21 protein-coding genes are annotated in these 22,158 nt (G+C 39.0%); 20 read left to right on the forward strand and 1 reads right to left on the reverse strand.

Annotated elements, in window-relative coordinates; translation table 11 throughout:
- The first annotated feature begins 81 nt into the window (after nucleotides 1-81).
- From coaBC to spoVM, 12 genes are all read left to right on the forward strand, one after another.
- A complete protein-coding gene (coaBC, locus tag V7164_RS02595; protein WP_335348178.1) occupies nucleotides 82-1,290 on the forward strand; it encodes a bifunctional phosphopantothenoylcysteine decarboxylase/phosphopantothenate--cysteine ligase CoaBC in 1,209 nt (402 codons plus the stop codon).
- On the forward strand, nucleotides 1,287-3,704 hold the full coding sequence (gene priA, locus V7164_RS02600) for a primosomal protein N' (RefSeq protein ID WP_335348179.1): 2,418 nt from the start codon (nucleotides 1,287-1,289) through the stop codon (nucleotides 3,702-3,704). The genes coaBC and priA overlap by 4 nt, the downstream gene beginning before the upstream one ends.
- Before the next feature lie 92 nt (nucleotides 3,705-3,796).
- Nucleotides 3,797-4,276 carry a peptide deformylase gene (gene def, locus V7164_RS02605; RefSeq protein ID WP_335348366.1) on the forward strand — a complete coding sequence of 160 codons (480 nt, stop codon included), beginning with the start codon at nucleotides 3,797-3,799 and terminating at the stop codon, nucleotides 4,274-4,276.
- 1 nt (nucleotide 4,277) lies between these two features.
- Entirely contained in the window at nucleotides 4,278-5,228 is a 951-nt protein-coding gene (fmt, locus tag V7164_RS02610) for a methionyl-tRNA formyltransferase (RefSeq protein WP_335353343.1), read from the forward strand.
- Nucleotides 5,225-6,568, forward strand: a complete 1,344-nt coding sequence (gene rsmB, locus V7164_RS02615; RefSeq protein WP_335353344.1) for a 16S rRNA (cytosine(967)-C(5))-methyltransferase RsmB — start codon at nucleotides 5,225-5,227, stop codon at nucleotides 6,566-6,568. Before fmt ends, rsmB begins: the two co-directional genes overlap by 4 nt.
- Before the next feature lie 3 nt (nucleotides 6,569-6,571).
- Entirely contained in the window at nucleotides 6,572-7,654 is a 1,083-nt protein-coding gene (gene rlmN, locus V7164_RS02620) for a 23S rRNA (adenine(2503)-C(2))-methyltransferase RlmN (protein ID WP_335347904.1), read from the forward strand.
- Between the two features lie 4 nt (nucleotides 7,655-7,658).
- Complete coding sequence (locus V7164_RS02625; protein WP_335347905.1) at nucleotides 7,659-8,414, forward strand: Stp1/IreP family PP2C-type Ser/Thr phosphatase; 756 nt, start codon at nucleotides 7,659-7,661, stop codon at nucleotides 8,412-8,414.
- The gene (pknB, locus tag V7164_RS02630) at nucleotides 8,411-10,399 is read left to right on the forward strand and encodes a Stk1 family PASTA domain-containing Ser/Thr kinase (protein ID WP_335353345.1); all 1,989 of its coding nucleotides are present in this window, start codon (nucleotides 8,411-8,413) and stop codon (nucleotides 10,397-10,399) included. The genes V7164_RS02625 and pknB overlap by 4 nt, the downstream gene beginning before the upstream one ends.
- Before the next feature lie 57 nt (nucleotides 10,400-10,456).
- Nucleotides 10,457-11,338 carry a ribosome small subunit-dependent GTPase A gene (gene rsgA / locus V7164_RS02635; RefSeq protein ID WP_335347907.1) on the forward strand — a complete coding sequence of 294 codons (882 nt, stop codon included), beginning with the start codon at nucleotides 10,457-10,459 and terminating at the stop codon, nucleotides 11,336-11,338.
- Between the two features lie 2 nt (nucleotides 11,339-11,340).
- On the forward strand, nucleotides 11,341-11,997 hold the full coding sequence (gene rpe, locus V7164_RS02640) for a ribulose-phosphate 3-epimerase (RefSeq protein WP_335347908.1): 657 nt from the start codon (nucleotides 11,341-11,343) through the stop codon (nucleotides 11,995-11,997).
- Between the two features lie 360 nt (nucleotides 11,998-12,357).
- Nucleotides 12,358-13,005, forward strand: coding sequence for a thiamine diphosphokinase (locus tag V7164_RS02645; RefSeq protein WP_335353346.1), 648 nt, complete (start codon nucleotides 12,358-12,360; stop codon nucleotides 13,003-13,005).
- Nucleotides 13,006-13,102: 97 nt separating this feature from the next.
- Entirely contained in the window at nucleotides 13,103-13,183 is an 81-nt protein-coding gene (spoVM, locus tag V7164_RS02650) for a stage V sporulation protein SpoVM (RefSeq protein ID WP_066289202.1), read from the forward strand.
- An 88-nt stretch (nucleotides 13,184-13,271) separates the two neighbouring features.
- Here the strand turns inward: spoVM and rpmB are convergent, their stop codons facing one another.
- The gene (rpmB, locus tag V7164_RS02655; protein WP_335347910.1) at nucleotides 13,272-13,460 is read right to left on the reverse strand and encodes a 50S ribosomal protein L28; all 189 of its coding nucleotides are present in this window, start codon (nucleotides 13,458-13,460) and stop codon (nucleotides 13,272-13,274) included.
- A 295-nt stretch (nucleotides 13,461-13,755) separates the two neighbouring features.
- Between rpmB and V7164_RS02660 the strand changes: the two genes are divergently transcribed.
- The 8 genes from V7164_RS02660 to V7164_RS02695 all read left to right on the forward strand — a co-directional run bounded on the left by V7164_RS02660 (nucleotide 13,756) and on the right by V7164_RS02695 (nucleotide 21,811).
- Nucleotides 13,756-14,118, forward strand: coding sequence for an Asp23/Gls24 family envelope stress response protein (locus tag V7164_RS02660; protein ID WP_335353347.1), 363 nt, complete (start codon nucleotides 13,756-13,758; stop codon nucleotides 14,116-14,118).
- Between the two features lie 16 nt (nucleotides 14,119-14,134).
- Entirely contained in the window at nucleotides 14,135-15,811 is a 1,677-nt protein-coding gene (locus V7164_RS02665; RefSeq protein WP_335344381.1) for a DAK2 domain-containing protein, read from the forward strand.
- 179 nt (nucleotides 15,812-15,990) lie between these two features.
- Nucleotides 15,991-18,039 (forward strand): ATP-dependent DNA helicase RecG, encoded by a 2,049-nt coding sequence (recG, locus tag V7164_RS02670; RefSeq protein ID WP_335344382.1) that lies wholly within the window; start codon nucleotides 15,991-15,993, stop codon nucleotides 18,037-18,039.
- Nucleotides 18,040-18,172: 133 nt separating this feature from the next.
- Nucleotides 18,173-18,775, forward strand: a complete 603-nt coding sequence (gene fapR / locus V7164_RS02675) for a transcription factor FapR (protein ID WP_335344380.1) — start codon at nucleotides 18,173-18,175, stop codon at nucleotides 18,773-18,775.
- The gene (plsX, locus tag V7164_RS02680; protein WP_335344379.1) at nucleotides 18,759-19,751 is read left to right on the forward strand and encodes a phosphate acyltransferase PlsX; all 993 of its coding nucleotides are present in this window, start codon (nucleotides 18,759-18,761) and stop codon (nucleotides 19,749-19,751) included. The genes fapR and plsX overlap by 17 nt, the downstream gene beginning before the upstream one ends.
- A 26-nt stretch (nucleotides 19,752-19,777) precedes the next feature.
- Nucleotides 19,778-20,725 (forward strand): ACP S-malonyltransferase, encoded by a 948-nt coding sequence (fabD, locus tag V7164_RS02685; protein ID WP_335344378.1) that lies wholly within the window; start codon nucleotides 19,778-19,780, stop codon nucleotides 20,723-20,725.
- A complete protein-coding gene (gene fabG / locus V7164_RS02690; RefSeq protein WP_335344377.1) occupies nucleotides 20,722-21,465 on the forward strand; it encodes a 3-oxoacyl-[acyl-carrier-protein] reductase in 744 nt (247 codons plus the stop codon). The genes fabD and fabG overlap by 4 nt, the downstream gene beginning before the upstream one ends.
- Before the next feature lie 112 nt (nucleotides 21,466-21,577).
- The gene (locus V7164_RS02695) at nucleotides 21,578-21,811 is read left to right on the forward strand and encodes an acyl carrier protein (protein WP_335344376.1); all 234 of its coding nucleotides are present in this window, start codon (nucleotides 21,578-21,580) and stop codon (nucleotides 21,809-21,811) included.
- Nucleotides 21,812-22,158: the final 347 nt, after the last annotated feature.

Genomic DNA, 22,158 nt, shown 5'->3' on the forward strand with positions numbered 1-22,158 from the left:
TAAAACTTGATTAAAAGATGAAAAAAAAAGGCACTTCTTGCATAATAAAGGTAGAACTTGTTGGTGGATGGAGGTCCAATTATGCTCATCGGAAAAAAAATTCTTTTATGCGTTACAGGTGGCATTGCCGTTTATAAGGCTGCTGCCCTGACTAGTAAACTAACTCAGGCTGGTGCGGATGTAAAGGTTGTTCTAAGTAAATCAGCTGAAAAATTTGTAACCCCCTTAACATTTCAAGCTTTATCTCGAAATGATGTTTATACAGATACATTTGATGAAAAGAATTCTGAAGTAATTGCCCATATCGATCTAGCTGATTGGGCTGATTTAATATTAATTGCACCTGCTACAGCAAATATAATTGGAAAGCTGGCAAACGGGATTGCAGATGATATGATTACGACTACACTGCTTGCTGCTACTGCTCCTGTTTGGGTTGCCCCTGCTATGAATGTCCATATGTACAATCACCCAGCAGTTCAGAAAAACATTAACACGCTTCACAGCTTCGGTTATAGGTTTATCGAGCCGGGAGAAGGATACCTTGCGTGCGGATATGTAGGGAAAGGGAGATTGGAGGAGCCAGAGAAAATAACAGAACTGATTGGGGACCATTTTCGAACAAACCATATAAATCTATCAGGATCAAAGCTTGTCATTACAGCTGGTCCTACTAGGGAAAAAATTGACCCGGTCAGATATATTACCAATCATTCATCAGGAAAAATGGGATATGCGATTGCTGAGGAGGCTGCTAAGACTGGCGCAAATGTTGTGCTCATCTCAGGTCCTGTTTCACTCCAGGCACCAGCGGGTGTAAATGTAATAAAGGTAGAGAGCGCTGAAGAAATGTATGAAGCAGTAATATCCCAATACGAAAATGCAGATATCGTAATAAAAACTGCTGCAGTTGCAGACTATCGTCCGAAAATAACGTATGATCATAAGGTGAAAAAACAGCCAGGAGAACAAAGCATAGAGCTTGAGAGAACTAAGGATATTCTTTTTGAACTTGGCAAAGCAAAAAAACATCAAATTTTGATTGGGTTTGCTGCAGAAACAGATCATGTAGCAGAGTACGCCCGTGAAAAGCTCAAGAAAAAAAATGCAGATATGATTGTCGGAAATAATGTAAAAACCGAAGGAGCAGGCTTTGGAACAGACACGAATATTGTGACGTTATTTAAACGGGATGGCACGTTAGAAGAGCTCCCTCTTATGTCAAAGCATGAGGTTGCAGCAAAAATACTCCATGAAGCTTCTTTATTATTAAGGAATGAACATAAATGAACATTGCCAGTGTAATCGTTGATGTACCGGCAAGACAAACGGACAGGGCTTTTGATTATTTAATCCCGGATCATTTAATAGATGTTATACAAATTGGGATGAGGGTGATTGTTCCTTTTGGGCCGAGGAAAATTCAAGGCTTTGTGACAGACATAAAAGCTGAATCTGTTTTCAAGCAACTAAAAAGGCTAATAGAACCAATGGATTTAACTCCAGTATTGAATCAGGAACTCCTAACTCTTGGCGATTGGTTAACGGAAACAACACTCTGTTATAAGATTTCAGCCTACCAAGTCATGCTGCCTGCAGCTTTAAAAGCTAAATATGAAAAAAAACTTAAACTAATAGAAGCTGACAATCCGGTTGAATTGCCTACTCAAGTTATGGAAGTTTTTTCGAGTCGGGACATAATTTCTTGGCAGGAAGCAGTTGAGAAGGGCTATTTATCTATGCTGCAGAAAGAGGTAACGAAAGGGACAGTTGAAATTTTATACGAAGTAAAGGAACGAGTAAGAAAGAAAAAGCTTAAGGCGATTTATACAAATTTAAGTAAGGAAGAGCTATATGCTGAAATAGAAAGCTTGCCGTCTCAAGCCACTAAACAAAAGCAAGTGCTGGACTTTTTTTTACACACTGAGGAGAAAATCATTGAACTTCGTGAGCTTCTCGTGAAGCTTCGGATTACCTCTTCTGTTGTAAATGGATTAATCCACAAAGGGATATTACGGCAAAAGGAATTAGAAGTATACAGAGATCCTTATGGGGAACGAACTTTTGCAAGAACGGAACCACTGCCATTATCATCGGACCAAGAAAATGCGATTAAGCCAATCTTATCAACTATTGAAATAGAAAGCCACGAAACTTTTTTATTATATGGTGTAACCGGGAGCGGCAAAACGGAAGTTTATCTTCAATCCATTCAAACGGTACTTGAGAAGGGAAAAGAAGCCATAGTCCTTGTTCCAGAAATTTCACTAACCCCGCAAATGGTCAAAAGATTTAAGGGGAGATTTGGGGACCAAGTAGCAGTTCTTCACAGCGGTCTTTCAACCGGAGAAAAGTATGATGAATGGCGAAAAATTCAAAGACAGGAAGTAAAAGTTGTAGTCGGTGCCAGATCAGCCATTTTCGCTCCTTTTCAAAATCTCGGAATTATCATAATTGATGAGGAGCATGAGACAAGCTATAAACAAGAGGAAAACCCAAGGTATCATGCTCGCGATGTGGCGATCCATAGAGCAGCTACCCATAAATGTCCTGTTGTTCTAGGAAGTGCGACCCCTTCACTCGAGTCATTTGCTAGGGCGCAAAAAGGAGTTTACAAGCTTTTATCGATGCCGAAGAGAATGAATAATCAAGCTTTGCCTGAAGTAGCCATCATCGATATGAGGGAAGAATTGAGAGCTGGAAACCGCTCGATGTTTTCTCAAATGCTTCTTGAAAAAATAAAAGATCGATTAGAAAAAAAAGAACAAATTGTTTTATTTTTAAATAAAAGAGGCCACTCCTCTTTTGTCATGTGCAGAGATTGCGGGTTTGTTGTTAACTGCCCAAATTGCGATATATCACTAACCTATCATCGATTTAATCAGCATATGAAATGTCATTATTGCGGATACGAAGCAACAGTGCCAAATAACTGCCCTGAATGCCAGAGTGAGCATATTCGTTATTTTGGAACTGGAACGCAGAAAGTCGAGGAGGAACTGGCGAAGATTCTTCCTGAAGCGACCGTCATTCGTATGGATGTTGATACAACAAGTAAAAAGGGTGCCCATGAAAAACTGTTGGATCAATTCCAGGCCGGGCATGCTGATATCCTTCTTGGAACACAAATGATTGCAAAAGGATTGGATTTTCCAAACATAACATTAGTTGGGGTATTATCCGCTGATACTATGCTCCATCTCCCGGATTTCAGATCGTCAGAGAAAACCTTTCAGCTGCTGACTCAAGTTAGTGGACGTGCAGGAAGACATGAGCTTGAAGGAGAGGTTGTCATTCAGACGTATACCCCAGAGCATTATAGCGTCGAATTAGCAGGTGAACAGGATTATGCTCGTTTTTATGATAAAGAAATGATGATAAGGAAAATCCATAAATATCCGCCGTTCTACTATATATCCTTAGTTACAGTTAGTCATGAGGAATTACTGAAGGCAGTGTCGGTTACAGAAAAAATCACAGCCTTTATTCGCTCCAAGCTATCCAATGAAGCAATATGTCTTGGCCCTGTTGCTTCTCCAATTCCTAGGATTAATAATAGATATAGGTACCAATGTTTGATAAAATACAAGCGGGAACCAGCTCTAGGCGAGTCTCTCAAAAAAATGCTTGATCACTATCAACAGGAGATTCATTCGGGCGGACTGCAAATTTCCGTAGATCTAAATCCATATATATTAATGTAGTAAAATTGGCGAAAAGATTTAGATAAATTTAGTTATGAATCATGTAAAAATAGTTGAAAATAGGTAAATAAGAAGACATTGGAGGAACTAGATTGTCAGTCAGAAAAATCGTCACTTATCCTTCTGAAATATTAGAGGTACAGTGTAAACCAGTTAAGTTTTTTGATAAAAAACTCGTAAAAATATTAAATGACATGTATGATACGATGATTGAATTTGACGGAGTTGGACTAGCTGCCCCACAAATTGGTCTTGATCAGCAAATTGCGATTGTTGATATTGATGATGATAGCGGCACAATCGAAATGATCAATCCGGAAATACTAGAAATAAAAGGAGAACAGATTGGGCCAGAAGGCTGCTTGAGTTTTCCAGGGTTATATGGAGAAGTAAATAGACCTGCCTATGTGAAAATCAAAGCACAAGATCGGAAAGGGAAATTTTATACACTTGAAGCAGAAGATTTCTTGGCGAGAGCGATTTTACACGAAATTGATCATCTTCAAGGAATTTTATTTACTTCCAAAGTAATTAGATACCTTGAAGAATCTGAGCTGGAAGGAGCGGAGTAATATGACAAAAATTGTTTTTATGGGAACACCAGATTTCTCTGTTCCTGTCCTGCAGCAAATTATAAAAGACGGGTTTGAGGTTATAGGAGTTGTTACACAGCCTGACCGTCCTGTAGGGAGAAAAAGGGTATTAACACCCCCACCAGTAAAGGTAGAGGCAGAAAAACATGGAATCCCTGTTTATCAGCCGGAAAAAATCAGAGAAAAAGCTGAGCTAGACAAAATCTTAGCATTGAATCCTGATTTAATTGTAACTGCCGCTTTTGGGCAAATTTTACCTAAGGAGTTATTAGACGCTCCTAAATTCGGATGTATTAATGTTCATGCATCTTTGCTTCCAGAATTAAGAGGAGGTGCACCTATCCACTATTCTATTATTCAAGGGAAGAAAAAGACAGGCATTACAATAATGTATATGGCCGAAAAGCTTGATGCCGGGGATATATTAACCCAGGTAGAGGTGCCAATTACGGATACTGATACAGTTGGTACGCTGCACGATAAGCTTAGTGTGGCAGGTTCTGATCTTTTATCCGACACTTTGCCTAAGCTGATCAAAGGGGAATTACAGCCTATCCATCAAAATGACGCTAATGCTACCTTCGCTTCAAATATAAAAAGAGAGCAGGAAAAAATTGATTGGACAAAAACAGGTGAGGAAATTTATAACCATATACGCGGGTTAAATCCTTGGCCTGTTGCTTACACCACATTAAACGATGCTGTCATAAAAGTTTGGTGGGCTGAAAAGGTTCATGGGGATTCAAATCAGCCACCAGGGACCATTATAAGATATAAGGATCATGATCTAGTTATTGCAACTGGTAATGAGACCGCCATTAAAATTATCGAACTTCAGCCAGCAGGAAAGAAAAAAATGACTGCGGAGCAATTTTTACGAGGTGCTGGGTCACAAGTCACGACTGGGGATCGTTTAGGAGTTGAACAATGAAAAAGAAAAACGTCCGCGAAACCGCAATGGACTTGTTAGAGACTATTGAAAAAAATCAGTCTTACAGCAATTTGCTTCTAAATAATTTTATTAACAAGAACCAAATTAGCTCAAAGGATATTGGCTTGCTAACCGAATTAACCTACGGAACTTTGCAGAGAAGATTGAGTCTTGATTTCTTTTTAAAGCCCTTTCTTAAAGGGAATAAAAAGGTTGAGAGCTGGGTCGTTCAATTACTACGACTTACTCTATACCAAATGATTTATTTAGATAAGATTCCGGACCGGGCAGCGATCTTTGAAGCAGTTGAAATTGCAAAAAATCGTGGCCATAAAGGAATTTCTGGAATGGTTAATGGAATTCTTCGCAATATTCAAAGGTCGGGCTTGCCTTCCTTAGAAACAATCGAGGATCCGATTGAAAGACTTTCTATCGAAACAAGTCACCCATATTGGCTTGTGAATAGATGGGTAGATCAGCTAGGTTATGAAAAGACAAAAGAAATGTGTGAACTTAATTTAACAGCTCCATTACAAACGGCAAGGGTCAATCTAACTAGAACGACAGTAGAAGATTGCATCAAGCTACTAGAACAAGAAGGGTATCAGATTGAACAAAGCCCTGTAATTCCTGAAGCTATCAAATGTTACCGCGGTAACATTGCCCATTCACAAATCTTTAAGGATGGGCTGATCACGATTCAAGATGAAAGTTCGATGCTTGCTGCATATGCATTAGGTATTTCTGAAAATGAACGGATATTGGATGCGTGTGCGGCTCCCGGAGGAAAATCTACTCATATAGCAGAGAGGCTTTCTAACACTGGTCAAGTTATTTCTCTTGATTTACATGATCATAAAGTAAGATTAATTCAGGAAAATGCAACAAGACTTAAATTAACCAATATAACGGCAACTTCCCTTGACAGCAGAAAGGTTCAAGGTCATTTTGAACAAGCATCTTTTGATCAAATATTATTAGATGCTCCTTGCTCAGGTCTAGGGGTGATGAGAAGAAAGCCCGATATGAAATATACCAAAAAAGAAGAAGATATTTTCCAATTGGCAGCCGTGCAAAAAAACTTATTAGCTGCCGTTTCTCCTTTATTGAAAAAAGGTGGTAATCTAGTTTATAGTACTTGTACGGTTGATCTTGAAGAGAATGAGAAAGTTGTTGAAGCTTTTTTAAATGAAAACGAAGAATTTGAAGGTGATCTATCGATGAAGGAACGGATGCCTGAGGCCATACGACCATTTGTAAATGGGTATCAGCTTCAAATTTTACCGCAACATATTGGATCTGATGGCTTTTATATAGCCTGTCTAAGAAAGAAGGTATAATGAATGGAACAAGCAACTGAGAAAAAAGTAACAACTGAACAAAAACCGTCCATTTATTCTTTACAGCTGCATGAGTTAAAAGCCTGGCTAGCAGAAATGAATGAAAAGACGTTTCGTGCCGATCAAATTTTTGATTGGCTCTATACGAAAAGAATTTTAAGCTTTGAGGATATGTCCAATTTATCTAAAGGATTACGGGATAAGCTATCTAATTCCTTTACATTAACGACTTTGAAAACCATTATTCAACAGCAATCCTCAGACGGGACGATTAAATTTTTATTTGAACTTCATGATGGGTATTCGATTGAGACCGTTCTTATGAGGCATGAATACGGCAATTCTGTTTGTGTAACAACCCAGGTAGGCTGCAGAATTGGCTGTACATTCTGTGCATCCACTCTAGGGGGATTAAAGCGGAACCTAGAAGCAGGAGAAATCGTTGCTCAAGTCGTAAAAGTACAGCAGGCATTAGATGAAACAGAGGAAAGAGTTAGTTCAATCGTTATAATGGGGATTGGCGAGCCCTTTGATAATTATGATCAAATGCTCTCCTTCTTAAAAATTGTTAATCATGATAAAGGGCTAAATATCGGGGCCCGCCATATTACTGTATCAACAAGTGGAATCATTCCGAAGATTTATCAATTTGCCGACGAAAATCTGCAAATCAATTTCGCACTATCTCTCCATGCACCAAACTCAGAACTTAGAAGCCGACTAATGCCTATTAATCGTGCATATAAGTTGCCAGATTTAATGGAAGCCATCCGTTATTATGTAAATAAAACCGGAAGACGTGTCAGCTTTGAGTACGGTTTATTCGGTGGAGTAAATGACCAGGTGGAGCATGCAGAGGAATTAGCAAGATTAGTAAAAGGAATTAAATGCCATATTAACTTAATTCCAGTTAATTATGTTCCTGAACGGGATTATGTCAGAACACCGAAGGAACAAATTTTTAAATTTGAAAAGACATTAAAAAATCATGGTGTAAATGTAACGATTCGCAGAGAGCAAGGTCATGATATTGATGCAGCATGTGGACAACTTCGTGCGAAGGAGCGAAAAGAGGAGACGAGGTGACAAGATGAAAGCTGTTTTTAAGACAGACCGAGGCAGAATTCGTCAGCATAATGAGGATAATGGTGGAATATTTTTAAACCGCAGCGGCCAGCGCCTTGCCATTGTAGCAGATGGCATGGGCGGTCATCGTGCGGGAGATGTTGCAAGTGAAATGGCTTTAACGAATTTGCAGAAGCTATGGGGAGAAACAGAATCGATCAGGACAGCAGATGAAGCGGAAGAATGGTTAAGGATCAGTATTGAAAAGGGCAATACTGTCCTCTTCGAACATTCAAGAAATACTAAAGAATGTGAAGGGATGGGGACAACGCTTGTTGCCGCCATTTGTACAAAACATTTTGCTACCATTGCTAATATTGGGGATAGCCGTTGCTATATTCTAAATGAAAATGGTTTTCAGCAGCTAACAGACGACCATTCACTCGTAAATGAATTAGTCCGTTCTGGACAAATTTCAAAAGAGGATGCAGAGCATCACCCGATGAAAAATGTTGTATTAAGAGCGCTTGGAACAGAAGAAACTGTAGATATGGATTTTAAGACAATCATTTTTGAGGAGGATGACCTTTTGCTTTTATGCTCAGACGGTCTCTCCAATAAGGTGACGGAGAAAGAAATGATTCATATACTTACGGATAGTCAAGGATTGGAAGAAAAGGCTGCTGCTCTTATTGATTTAGCTAATAATCATGGCGGCGAGGATAATATTACATTGGCCATTGTTGAATTTTTTGATAATGAGTCTGGTGAACGTCTATGATGATTGGAAAAAGAATTAGCGGAAGGTATAAGATTCTTGAGGTCATCGGCGGAGGCGGTATGGCTAATGTATATTTAGCTCATGATATGATTCTTGACCGTGATGTGGCAGTTAAGATGCTTCGCCTTGATTTTGCTAATGATGAGGAGTTCATTCGTCGTTTTCACCGAGAAGCTCAATCGGCAACAAGTCTTGCTCACCCTAATATCGTTAGTATTTTCGATGTCGGTGAAGAGGATTCTCTTTATTATATTGTCATGGAATATGTCGATGGACAAACATTGAAACAATACATACTGCAAAACAGTCCTGTCCGTGTTGAAAAAGTAATTGAGATTATGAAGCAGCTGACCTCTGCCATTGCTCATGCTCATCAAAATCATATTATACATCGAGATATTAAACCTCATAATATATTAATAGACCAGTACGGAAATGTAAAAATTACAGATTTCGGCATCGCTATGGCTTTAAGTGCGACAAGCATAACCCAGACGAATTCAGTTCTTGGGTCTGTTCATTATTTATCGCCCGAACAAGCAAGAGGCGGGATGGCAAACCAGAAGTCTGATATTTATTCTCTTGGAATTGTGATGTTTGAGTTGCTGACGGGAAGGCTGCCATTTTCGGGTGAGTCAGCTGTTTCCATTGCTTTAAAGCATTTGCAATCTGAAACACCTTCATTAAGGAGATGGAATCCATCCATACCGCAAAGCCTTGAAAACATTGTATTAAAAGCAACGGCAAAAGATCCATTTCATCGCTATGAAAGTGCGGAAGAAATGGAGGACGATTTAAGCTCAAGCCTTGATCCGGATCGAATAGATGAGGCAATTTTTATGATCCCGGTCGATAATGATGCAACAAAGGCTATTCCTATTATTACAGATGAGCATTCTTTTCCGGCTAGAGATGAGACAGTTGTTCACGGGAAAGCCGTTCACCATGCTGATGATACTAAACCGCAAAAGGAAAAGAAAAAGAAAAAGGAAAAGAAAAAGGAAAAGAAAAAGGAAAAGAAAAAGAAATGGCCAGCAATATTAGTTTCTACTTTTATTGGCCTAATTATTTTAGGAATTTTAGTAGTTTTTGTTCTTCCCGGTTTATTTTCACCAAAGGAAGTGGAAGTTCCAGACTTAACTGGCGATGAAATTGATAAAGCAATTGCTGAGCTGGAAGCGGCAGGATTTCACGTAAATGAACCAATTCGGATAAACGATGAGGAATGGGATGAAGGCCTAGTCATTAGGACTGAACCTAAAGCAGGAAAGACTGTTAAAGAAGGTTCAGATATTGATATTTATGAAAGCTTGGGCAAGGAAAAGTTTGAAATGGCAGATTATACCGATCACTCTTATGATGATGTGTTTAGGTTATTAGGAGTAGAAGATTTTAAATTTATTGATAAAAAGGAAGTATATGATGAGGTCATTCCTTCAGGGAAAATAATCGACCAAAACATCGAAAAAGGTGAATCAGTCATTCCTGAGGAAACGGTACTAGAATTTATCGTAAGTAAGGGACCTACTCCAATAACATTAAAAGATTTAAAAGGGTACAATAAAAAAGGGCTCCAAGAGTATGAGGCAGATTATGGGATAATAATTGAAATAACAGAGGCGTACTCAAATGATGTACAGGAAGGAAATGTTATTTCGCAAGATCCTCCTTCAGGCACGGAGTTATCAAAAGGGAAAAAAGTGAAGGTCGTTATTTCTAAAGGGAAAGAGGAAATACCGCCAAAAATAGTTCGTAAAGATATCATTGTTCCATATGCGCCTTCTGAGGATGGCCATCCACAGGAAGTTCAAATTTATATTGATGACATGGTAAGTGATTTGAATGAACCCGCTTTAACGGAGTACATTACAGAGACTAGGACATTTACACTCGAATTTACGATTGCTGCTGGACAACAAGCAGTTTACCAAGTAAGAAGAGACAATGAGTTAATTGATCAGCAATACGTGCCATTTTCGGAATAATGTTAAAGGTGCTCCTCAAACGAATGTTAAATAAACTTAAGAGTAAGGAGTGTTGCTATGCCTGAGGGCAAAATTATTAAGGCATTAAGCGGTTTTTATTATGTAATAAGTGATAATGAAACTGTCCAATGCCGTGGACGGGGAGTATTTCGGAAGAATAATGTGACTCCTCTTGTCGGTGATGAAGTCGTTTTTCAAGCTGAAAATAATAAAGAAGGCTATATATTAGAAGTAAAAGAGCGGAAAAATGAGCTTGTCAGGCCGCCTATCGCTAATGTAGATCAAGCAATTCTTGTATTTTCAGCAGTTGAACCAAGCTTTAGTACGTCACTGCTAGACCGGTTTCTTGTATTGGTAGAATTTAATCATATTAAACCGATTATTTGTATTACAAAAATGGATTTAACAAATGATGAACAAAACGAGGAAATCCAAACCTATGCGAATGAGTATCGAAAAGCTGGTTATCAAGTTTTATTAACTTCTTCTGAAACAGAGGAAGGGATTAAAGAATTGTCACCATTTTTGGATGGCGAAATCTCTGTTTTTGCCGGACAATCAGGAGTAGGAAAATCCTCCTTGCTAAATGCTTTAAGGCCAGATCTTGAATTAAAGACAAATGATATTTCCTCTCATTTAGGCAGGGGGAAACATACTACTAGACATGTTGAATTAATAAGTGTTGGCAACGGTCTAGTTGCCGACACTCCAGGGTTTAGTTCATTGGAGTTTATCGATATTGAGTTGGAAGATTTAAATTTCTGTTTTCCCGAATTTCAGCAGCATAGTGAGGATTGTAAATTCAGAGGATGTCTTCATTTAGCAGAACCAAAATGCGCAGTGAAAATAGCGGTAGATAATCATGAAATTCCACTTTATCGATATGAACACTACAAAACATTTTTGCAGGAAATTAAAGATAGAAAGCCGAGGTACTAATTATGGTGAAAGTTGCACCATCGATATTATCAGCTGATTTTGCCAAACTTGGGGAAGAAATAAAAGATGTAGAAAAAGGGGGAGCAGATTATATCCATGTGGATGTAATGGATGGACACTTTGTTCCAAATATTACGATTGGTCCGCTTATCGTTGAAGCGATAAGACCGGTTACAAAGCTGCCTTTAGACGTCCATTTGATGATTGAAAATCCTGATCAATATATTGAGGCATTTGCGAAAGCGGGAGCGGATTATATTACCGTCCATGTGGAAGCATGCCGACATCTCCATCGGACTATACATTTTATTAAGTCCTTGGGAGTAAAGGCTGGTGTTGTATTAAATCCAGCAACACCGGTAAATACGATTGAGCACATCATCGAGGATGTTGATATGGTCTTGCTTATGACAGTTAACCCTGGCTTTGGCGGTCAAAAATTCATTTCATCTGTTCTTCCAAAAATTACAGAAGTCAAAAGGATGGCAGACGAAAAAGGATTAAACATTGAAATTGAAGTAGATGGCGGAGTAAATGAAGAAACGGCAAAGCTATGTATTGAGGCAGGTGCTAATGTTTTAGTTGCAGGTTCCGCTGTATACAGTCAAAAGGATCGAGCCAAAGCAATTGCAGCAATAAAAGGCAATATGATTCACTAAATTTTCAAGGCTGACTCGAGGGAACAACTCCATTATGGGGTTTTCCCCATAATATGAGTCAGCCTTTTTTCCAATAGCGAGAAAGTGTAAGTTTACACGACTTTGAGAACAGTCTAGCTCCAGCGCCTACCCTCGACGTACAGGACGTACTAGTGTCGACAATGCGACAGGATAAGGAAGTCTTCGACAGCAATATATCGCACGACCAAAAGTAGAGCTTTTGGGAGGACGCCGCGTTTTTGTTGACCTCAAGGTCACAAGCCAATCCTGAAAGGCAGAGCTCACCTTTCCGTGAGGCTCGTCTTGTGCTTGTCGGGGGTGACCGAGGCGCTTGCGCTTTTTATAATGGAGATGGTAAAAGTGATTATTAATATACTTGCGGGTGGTCCGGTAACCCTGCTGCCAAATTTGAGTATTTACAAGCAAGAAGGGGATATTTGGGTAGGAGTTGATAGAGGCGTCTTACCCCTTCTCTCATTCGAGATACATCCATCGATCGCTTTTGGGGATTTTGATTCGGTTTCAGATGAGGAAATGGCCATGATTGAGGAGCATATTGCAGACTTGAAACGGTACATGCCTGAGAAAGATGAAACGGATATGGAATTAGCATTAAACTGGGCAATCAAACAGAAGCCCGAATTAATTCGCATATTTGGGGCAACGGGCGGAAGATTAGACCACTTTTTAGCTAATATACAGCTTCTTGTTAAACCATTACTTCAAGATGAAGATACTCAAATCGAAATTATTGACCAAAGTAATATCATCTATATTAGAGGACCGGGAAATCATGAAATCAGGAGAAACCTTCAGTTTAAATATGTTTCTTTTATCCCTCTAACTATGGAAATTACCGGTCTGACCTTAAAAGGATTTAAGTATCCATTAAAGGATCAGCATGTTCCTATGGGGTCCACGCTATGTATTAGTAATGAACTTATTAACGATATTGGGAATTTTTTATTTTCAAAAGGCATAATAATGGTTGTAAGAAGTAAAGATTAAGTTCCCAAATTATTAGTACTTATCATATTTATTTGAATAAGATGATAATGGCGAAGGATAAGATGGATGTGTGAGATCGTGAGGAGGGACACGTGATATGAGATTTTATACAATTAAACTGCCTAGATTTTTAGGCGGTATCGTACGCGCAATGTTAGGAACCTTTAAGAAAAATTGAAGCGAGTCGAGCAAGAAAACGAAGCACCTGTCAAGGGTGCTTTATTTATTGCATTTAAAAAAGACATCCAAATGGATGTCTTTTCATATTATACGCGTTCTACTTTACCAGATTTAAGCGCTCTTGTAGATACCCAAACACGCTTTGGTTTACCGTCTACAAGGATACGTACTTTTTGAAGGTTTGCACCCCAAGTACGCTTGTTAGCGTTCATTGCATGGGAACGTGCATTACCTGTTGTTGTTTTTCTACCAGTGACTACACATTTACGTGGCATATTATTTCCCTCCTTACACATAAGCTGAAGCTATTTTTCATGCTTTCATTGCTATGTTAGATGACCATTTTGATTTAATGTCTCGAAATTAATAAATTTGTAGACATTAAAAGATACTTTAATAATTTATCATACAACCCTTCATATTGCAATAGGTGTCTTTCAAGAAAAAATCCTTGACATACACTATAGAGCGGTAAGTTATAATAAGGAGGCTAGAGTCTAGCTTTCAAAATGACAAAGTATATAGTAAAATGATTTTAGCCAAGGAGTATTTTCCAAAGGGGGAAGTAAGATGTCCATCGAACTTAATACGAAATTCGGTCAAATTGATATTTCGAATGAAGTAATTGCAACAATTGCAGGTGGGGCTGCAGTTGATTGTTATGGAATTGTAGGAATGGCCTCCAAAAATCAGCTAAAGGACGGACTAACTGATATTTTGCGTAAAGAAAATTTTACACGTGGAGTTATTGTTAGACAGGATGAAGACGAAGTACATATTGATATGTATATTATAGTAAGTTATGGAACGAAAATTTCCGAGATTGCTCACAACGTGCAATCAAAGGTCAAATACATCCTAGATAAAACAGTTGGACTTAGCACGGACTCGGTTAATATTTACGTTCAAGGAGTTCGCGTGACGAACTCGTAGTGAGGAGGAAAGACTTGTGTCAATTAAAGCACTAGATGGAAAACGATTCGCAGATATGGTCATAACGGGAGCCAAACACTTATCCGCAAATGCCCAATATGTTGATTCACTTAACGTTTTCCCAGTTCCTGATGGTGATACTGGAACAAATATGAATTTGTCCTTAACATCAGGAGCGAAAGAAGTAAAGAATAATATTCAAGACCATATTGGTAAGGTTGGTTCAGCACTTTCTAAAGGATTGCTTATGGGTGCACGCGGGAACTCAGGGGTTATTCTATCCCAGCTTTTCCGAGGATTTTCTAAAGCCATTGAGCATAAGGCTGAAATTAATAGCAAAGAATTTGCTGATGCACTTCTAAGTGGAGTAGAAACGGCATATAAAGCAGTTATGAAGCCTGTTGAAGGAACCATTTTGACAGTAGCAAAAGACTCAGCAAAAAAAGCAGTGCAAGCAGCCAAAAACGAAAATGACCTTATTGCCTTAATGGAAGAAGTCATCAAAGAGGCAAAGGCATCTCTCAGCCGCACTCCAGACTTGCTGCCCGTCTTGAAAGAGGTAGGGGTAGTTGATAGCGGAGGTCAAGGGCTTGTCTTTGTTTATGAAGGATTCCTGGCTCAATTAAAGGGTGAAGAACTTCCTGACAGTCCGTCAGCATTTCCAAGAATGGAAGATTTGGTTAGCGCAGAGCATCACAAAAACATACATAGCTTTATGAATACAGAAGATATTGAATTTGGTTATTGCACCGAATTTATGGTCAGATTTGAATCAGAGAGGCTTACGAAAAGTCCATTCTCGGAAGAAGTGTTTAGAACGGACTTAAGTAAATTTGGAGATTCTTTATTAGTTATAGCAGATGATGAGCTTGTTAAGGTTCATATTCACTCAGAACAGCCTGGTGAATGTTTATCCTATGGGCAGCGTTATGGAAGCCTTATCAATATGAAAATCGAAAATATGCGCCAGCAACATACCAACTTAGTTGAAGGGGCTCAAACTCAAGCAAGCTCTGCACCTGTATCGAAAGAATTAAAGGAATACGGAATTGTTACTGTCTCAATGGGAAAGGGCATTGCTGACCTATTCCGCAGTATTGGCGCCCATGCAGTTATAGAAGGCGGCCAGACGATGAACCCGAGTACAGAAGACATTGTGAAGGCGATTGAAGAGGTCCATGCCAAAAAGGTCATTATCCTTCCTAATAATAAAAATATTATTATGGCGGCTGAGCAGGCTGCGGAAGTCGCAGAACAAGAGGTTATTGTCATTCCGACAAAGACAGTTCCACAAGGGATGTCAGCATTGCTTGCTTTCAATCCAAGCGCTGATTTAGTCCGAAATAAGGACGGAATGACAGAAGCACTTCAACATGTAAAAACGGGACAGATTACATTTGCTGTAAGAGACACAAGCATTGAAGGTCTTGAAATTGAAAAGGATGACTTCATGGGCATCGCCGAAGGGAAAATCCTAGTCAAAAATAAAGATAAAGTCCAGGCAGCAAAAGATCTACTTACTAGCATGCTTGATGAGGATTCGGAGATCTTAACAATCCTTAAAGGTGAGGATGCTTCTGATGAAGATGTGGAAGCCATCGTCAGTTTTGTAGAAGAAGAGTTTGAAGAGGTTGAAATTGAAATACATGATGGAAAACAGCCGCTATATGCATTTATTTTTGCAATTGAATAATGAGAAATGATAACGAAAGCGCCTTCTTTGTAATTGAAGGAGTTATCTGTTGATCTTACACACAGAAAAGAAGGGGCCTCCCCTTCTTTTTTGGCTAAATAAAGTTAGGGATGACTCATTTATTGATGAAATAGAATCGGAAGCTGGAGGTGAGATCTTTGTCTAATCATCATAAAGTATTGAAGCCAAATATGACTCTTCCAGTTACGGCCGTTAAAGGGATTGGAGAAGAAACCGCAGCAGCATTAGGAGAAATGAATATAAAAACCGTAAAGGATTTACTAGAGTACTTTCCATACCGCTATGAAGATTACCGTCAGAAGGATTTGGCAGAGGTTAAGCATGAAGATAGAGTGACTGTGATCGGCAAGGTACATAGCGAGCCCTCTCTTGTCTATTATGGAAGAAAGCGTTCAAGATTAACGTTAAGAATATTAATAGGAAACTATCTAATACAGACAGTTTTATTTAATCAGCCATATGTGAAAAACAAAATCTCCATTAATGATACAGTCACGGTTACGGGAAAATGGGACCAGCATCGTCAAACGATTACAGCAAGTGAATTGCATGTTGGTTCTGTCATAAAAAGTAAAGATTTTGAGCCTGTTTACGCTGTAAAGGGGAAAGTAACGGTTAAAGGGTTAAGACGATTTATCAGTATTGCTTTTTCTCAATTTGGAACAGATATCGAAGAAACATTACCTGAAATATATTTAGTTAAATACAAGCTAATGAATAGAAGAACTGCGCTAAACATGATGCATTTTCCTGCTGATCAAAATGATTTAAAGCAGGCAAGAAGAAGATTTGTTTATGAAGAGTTTTTTTATTTTCAATTAAAAATGCAGGCATTAAGAAAAATTGATAGAGAAAAGTCAAACGGCATCAGTCAACTTTATCAACTTGAAAATCTTAAGTCATTTATTCAATCATTGCCATTTTCCCTTACAAACGCACAAAAAAGAGTTGTCAATGAAATTCTTTCTGATATGAAGTCGTCATTTAGAATGAACCGGTTGTTGCAGGGAGATGTGGGCTCTGGAAAGACAGCGGTTGCGGCGATTGCTCTTTATGCGTCTAGAACGGCGGGCTTTCAAGGTGCGTTAATGGTCCCAACAGAAATATTGGCGGAACAGCATGCTGAATCACTAAAACAAATGCTTGATCCATTTCAGATAAAGTGTGAGCTGCTGACAAGCTCGGTAAAGGGAAAGAGACGCCGTGAAATACTGCAGCTTCTTAAGGAAGGGGCCATTGATGTTCTGATAGGGACGCATGCTTTAATACAAGATGAGGTTGAATTTCAAAAACTAGGCCTTGTTATAACAGATGAACAGCATCGATTTGGTGTTGAACAGCGAAGAGTATTGAGGGAGAAGGGGGAGAACCCAGATGTTTTATTTATGACAGCGACCCCTATTCCTCGAACATTAGCCATTACTGTTTTTGGAGAAATGGATGTATCCATTATTGATGAAATGCCGGCAGGGAGAAAAGTGATAGAAACGTATTGGGCAAAGCCTTCTATGCTTGAGAGAGTATTGGGCTTTGTTGAAAAGGAGCTTCATGCTGGCCATCAGGCATATGTAATTTGTCCGCTAATCGAGGAATCTGATAAGCTGGACGTTCAGAATGCAATCGATGTACATGCGCAATTAACACACTTTTTTAATGGGCGCTATCAAGTTGGATTAATGCATGGCAGATTACACTCAGATGAAAAAGAAGCAGTAATGAAGGAATTTAGCAATAATGAAGTTCAAGTCCTCGTTTCGACTACGGTAGTTGAAGTTGGCGTGAATGTCCCTAATGCAACGATGATGGTCATTTATGATGCGGAACGATTTGGTTTGTCCCAGCTGCATCAGTTAAGAGGAAGGGTCGGGCGTGGCAGCGATCAATCTTTTTGTATTCTTCTGGCCGATCCGAAGTCAGAAACAGGGAAAGAACGAATGAAAATAATGACTGAAACGAATGACGGCTTTCTTCTAAGCGAAAAGGACCTGGAACTAAGAGGGCCTGGTGATTTCTTTGGAAAAAAACAAAGCGGACTCCCTGAATTTAAGGTTGCCGATATGGTGCATGATTACCGAGCTTTAGAGACAGCTAGAGATGATACGGCACAATTAATTCAATCAAATGAATTCTGGACAATGCCAGAGTTTCAATATTTAAGAGCATACTTAAGAGAATCAGGGGTTTTAGAAGGTGAAAAACTTGATTAATAATTGCTTCAAGAAATAAAGTGGTTTCAATAAGCTCTGGTGTGACAGAGCTTATTTCTGCTTGCAATATACTATTCGTGATTATATACTACTATTAGTACCTAGTCTTAATATCTGGGACGGAGTGTAAAAGATGCGAAGAAATAAAAAAGAGCGGCAGGCTTTATTAACGGAAACGATAAAGGAAAATCCTTTTATAACTGACGAAGAACTTGCTGAAAAGTTTTCTGTCAGTGTTCAGACAATCCGGCTGGACAGGCTGGAATTATCCATTCCTGAGCTGCGTGAACGAATAAAGCATGTAGCAGAAAAAAGGTTTGATGATGAAGTCCGATCCTTGCCCATTGAAGAAATTATTGGAGAAATTATTGATATTGAATTAGATAAAACGGCTATTTCAATTTTAGATATTAAAGAAGAACATGTTTTTAGGCGGAACAAAATTGCCCGCGGGCATCATTTATTTGCTCAGGCCAATTCATTGGCAGTAGCAATGATAAATGACGAGCTTGCATTAACGGCTAAAGCAAACATTCAATTTACCCGTTCCGTGAAGCTTAAGGAAAGAGTCATTGCAAAGGCCAAAGTTGTGAGCATCGATTCTGAAAATGGCAGGACAATCGTGGAAGTTGCGAGCTATGTGAATAATGAGTTAGTTTTTAAAGGGGAATTCGATATGTATCGTTCTCACAAAAAAACAAAAAAGGATGAACAACAGCATGAAAATAGCGATTGATGCAATGGGGGGCGATCATGCTCCTAAAGAAATCGTGCTTGGAGCCATGAAAGCTGCTGCTGAATATAAGGATATTGAAATCACCCTTGTTGGGGACGAAACGAAAATTAAAGAATATTTAACGAATCCGGATCGAATTGAAATTTTACATACAAATGAAGTCATCTTAGCAACAGATGAGCCTGTTAGGGCCGTACGCAGAAAAAAGAATGCCTCGATGGTTCTAGCAGCACAGCTCGTTTCTGATGGTAAAGCTGATGCTTGTATCTCAGCTGGAAACACAGGTGCCTTAATGGCGGCAGGACTTTTTGTAGTTGGTCGAATAGAGGGGATAGAAAGACCAGCATTATCCCCAACCTTGCCAACGATTGGCGGAGAGGGATTTTTACTTCTTGATGTAGGAGCTAATGTGGATGCAAAGCCTGAACATCTTTTGCAGTATGCCATAATGGGATCCATCTATTCAGAAAAAGTTCGTGGGATTTCCAATCCAAGAGTTGGCCTCCTTAACATTGGTACAGAAGAAAAAAAGGGAAATGAGCTCACAAAGCATACATATGAATTGCTGCAGAATGCTAATTTGAATTTTATCGGTAATGTGGAGTCGCGGGATTTACTTGAAGGTGCTGCAGACGTTGTAGTAACAGATGGATTTACTGGCAATATGGTACTGAAGACTATTGAAGGAACAGCCCTTTCCGTTTTTAAAATGTTGAAGTCCGCATTGACAAGCAGTTTTAAAAGCAAGCTGGCTGCTGCCGTTCTAAAGCCGGATTTAGTCCAATTGAAATCTAAAATGGACTACTCTGAATACGGCGGTGCGGGTCTATTTGGTTTAAAGGCTCCAGTCATTAAAGCACATGGATCATCAGATGCAAATGCACTATACAATGCTGTGAGACAGACGCGGGAAATGGTTGCACATCATGTATCAGAAACAATCAAGGAAGTTGTCGAAAAGCATAACTCAAAATAATTTTAATAAAGAATAGGAGTGTCTCAATGGGGAAAATTGCATTTCTTTTTCCAGGCCAAGGATCCCAAACTGTAGGAATGGGAAAAACTCTAGCGGATGCTGATCAAACAGTAAAATCATATTTCGATAAAGCAGATGAAAAGTTAAACTTTTCGCTCTCAAAGCTTATTTTTGAAGGGCCGCAGGAAGAGCTGACTTTAACAACAAATGCGCAGCCTGCATTACTTACAACAAGTATAGCTGTCCTGAATTATTTTAAACAATCTGGGATCAAACCGGATTTTGTTGCTGGCCACAGTCTAGGTGAGTATACAGCACTTGTTGCTGCGGGAGCGATTTCTTTTGAGGACGGGGTGTACGCAGTTCGAAAAAGAGGGGAATATATGGAAGAGGCAGTTCCTAATGGTGAAGGCACGATGGCTGCAGTTTTAGGCTTAGACCGAGAAACTCTTCGCACAGTAACAGAGAAGATTACCGATGAAGGTGATTCAGTGCAGCTGGCAAATTTGAACTGTCCTGGACAAATTGTTATTTCCGGATCAAGAAAAGGTGTTGAAATCGCATCAGTGAAGGCAAAGGAAGCCGGTGCAAAACGTGTGATGCCGCTAGTAGTAAGTGGCCCATTCCACTCGGATTTAATGAAGCCAGCTGCAGAAAAGTTTAAAAAAATTCTAGATGAAATAGAAGTAAAGAATGCAGAAATCCCAGTAATAGCAAATGTGACAGCTGATGAAATAACATCTGAAGAGGAAATTAAGGAAAAATTAATAGCTCAGCTTTATTCACCTGTTCTATGGGAGGATTCAGTTCAAAAGATGATTTCATTAGGTGTAGATACTTTCATTGAAATTGGCCCAGGCAAAGTTTTATCTGGTCTAGTAAAGAAAATCGATAAAAGTGTTCGGATTTTTGCCGTTTCCGATCAAGAGACATGTACAGCAGTTATAGAGTCCTTAAAGGAGGAAATACAATGAAGCTTGAAGGAAAAATAGCTCTAGTAACAGGTGCTTCCCGAGGAATTGGCCGAGAAATAGCTTTGGAATTGGCTAGACAAGGTGCAGATATTGCGGTTAATTACTCAGGCAGTGAAGAAAGAGCTAATCAGGTAGTTGCTGAAATTAAGGAAATGGGCAGAAGTGCTATAGCGGTTCAATGTGATGTTTCCAATAGTGAGTCGGTTGCGAATATGGTAAAGGAAACAATTGACGCTTTTGGAAAACTTGATATTCTTGTTAATAATGCTGGGATTACAAAGGATAATCTTTTGATGAGAATGAAGGAAGACGAGTGGGATGATGTAATTAATATTAATCTTAAAGGTGTCTTCCTATGTACAAAAGCTGTAACAAGACAAATGATGAAGCAAAGAAGCGGGCGAATTATTAATATTTCATCAATTGTCGGAGTCAGCGGCAATCCTGGTCAAGCAAACTATGTTGCTGCTAAATCCGGTGTAATCGGACTTACAAAAACATCCGCTAAGGAACTCTCTTCTCGTGGTATAACCGTTAATGCTGTTGCCCCTGGATTTATTACAACTGACATGACGGATAAGCTTCAAGACGAAGTAAAGGAAGCGATGTTAAAGCAAATTCCGTTAGCTCGGTTTGGAGAGCCTTCAGATATTGCTAATGTTGTTGTTTTCCTCGCTTCAGAAGATAGCCGATACATGACAGGTCAGACACTTCATGTTGATGGCGGCATGGTTATGTAGCAACGCGCGTACACGGATACATTTTTTTAAGTAAACTATTTAAAATAATAATAAAGTACATTTATTATTTACTTAAAATACACTATAATATCTTGAGGGGAGGTGAACAAGCATGGCAGAAGTATTAGAAAGAGTAACAAAGATTATCGTTGACCGTTTAGGTGTTGAAGAGTCTGAAGTAAAATTAGAAGCTTCATTCAAAGATGATCTTGGCGCTGATTCCCTTGATGTAGTTGAATTAGTAATGGAATTAGAAGATGAGTTCGATATGGAAATCTCTGATGATGACGCTGAAAAAATTGCTACAGTCGGTGACGCTGTAAGTTACATAAGTGCAAAGCAATAAATCATCAGTTTACAAGTAAGCAATACTTTTTCAGTGGGGGTATCTACCCTCACTGTATATCATTTTGTCGTATTTTTTGTCCATTATTACTTGACATTAGATTAGGTAATGGCGGACAGAAAATACGTTTGTCTTTTAAAGCTCCGTTCAATAACGGGGCTTTCTTATGCTTTTTTGCATATTTCATTGTTTTTCAGTAAACTCGTTATTAGTATTGTTTAAATTTATCGCAGATTAACGGGCAGTAAGACTCCCACCTCAAAACTTTAGATGAATCAAAGAAGTTTAAGTGGGATGTCAACTGCCCGTAAAGGCCCGAATATAGGAACACAGACTAAGAACGCCAC

The organism is Bacillus sp. JJ1474, from assembly GCF_036965225.1.
GTDB lineage: Bacteria > Bacillota > Bacilli > Bacillales > Cytobacillaceae > Cytobacillus.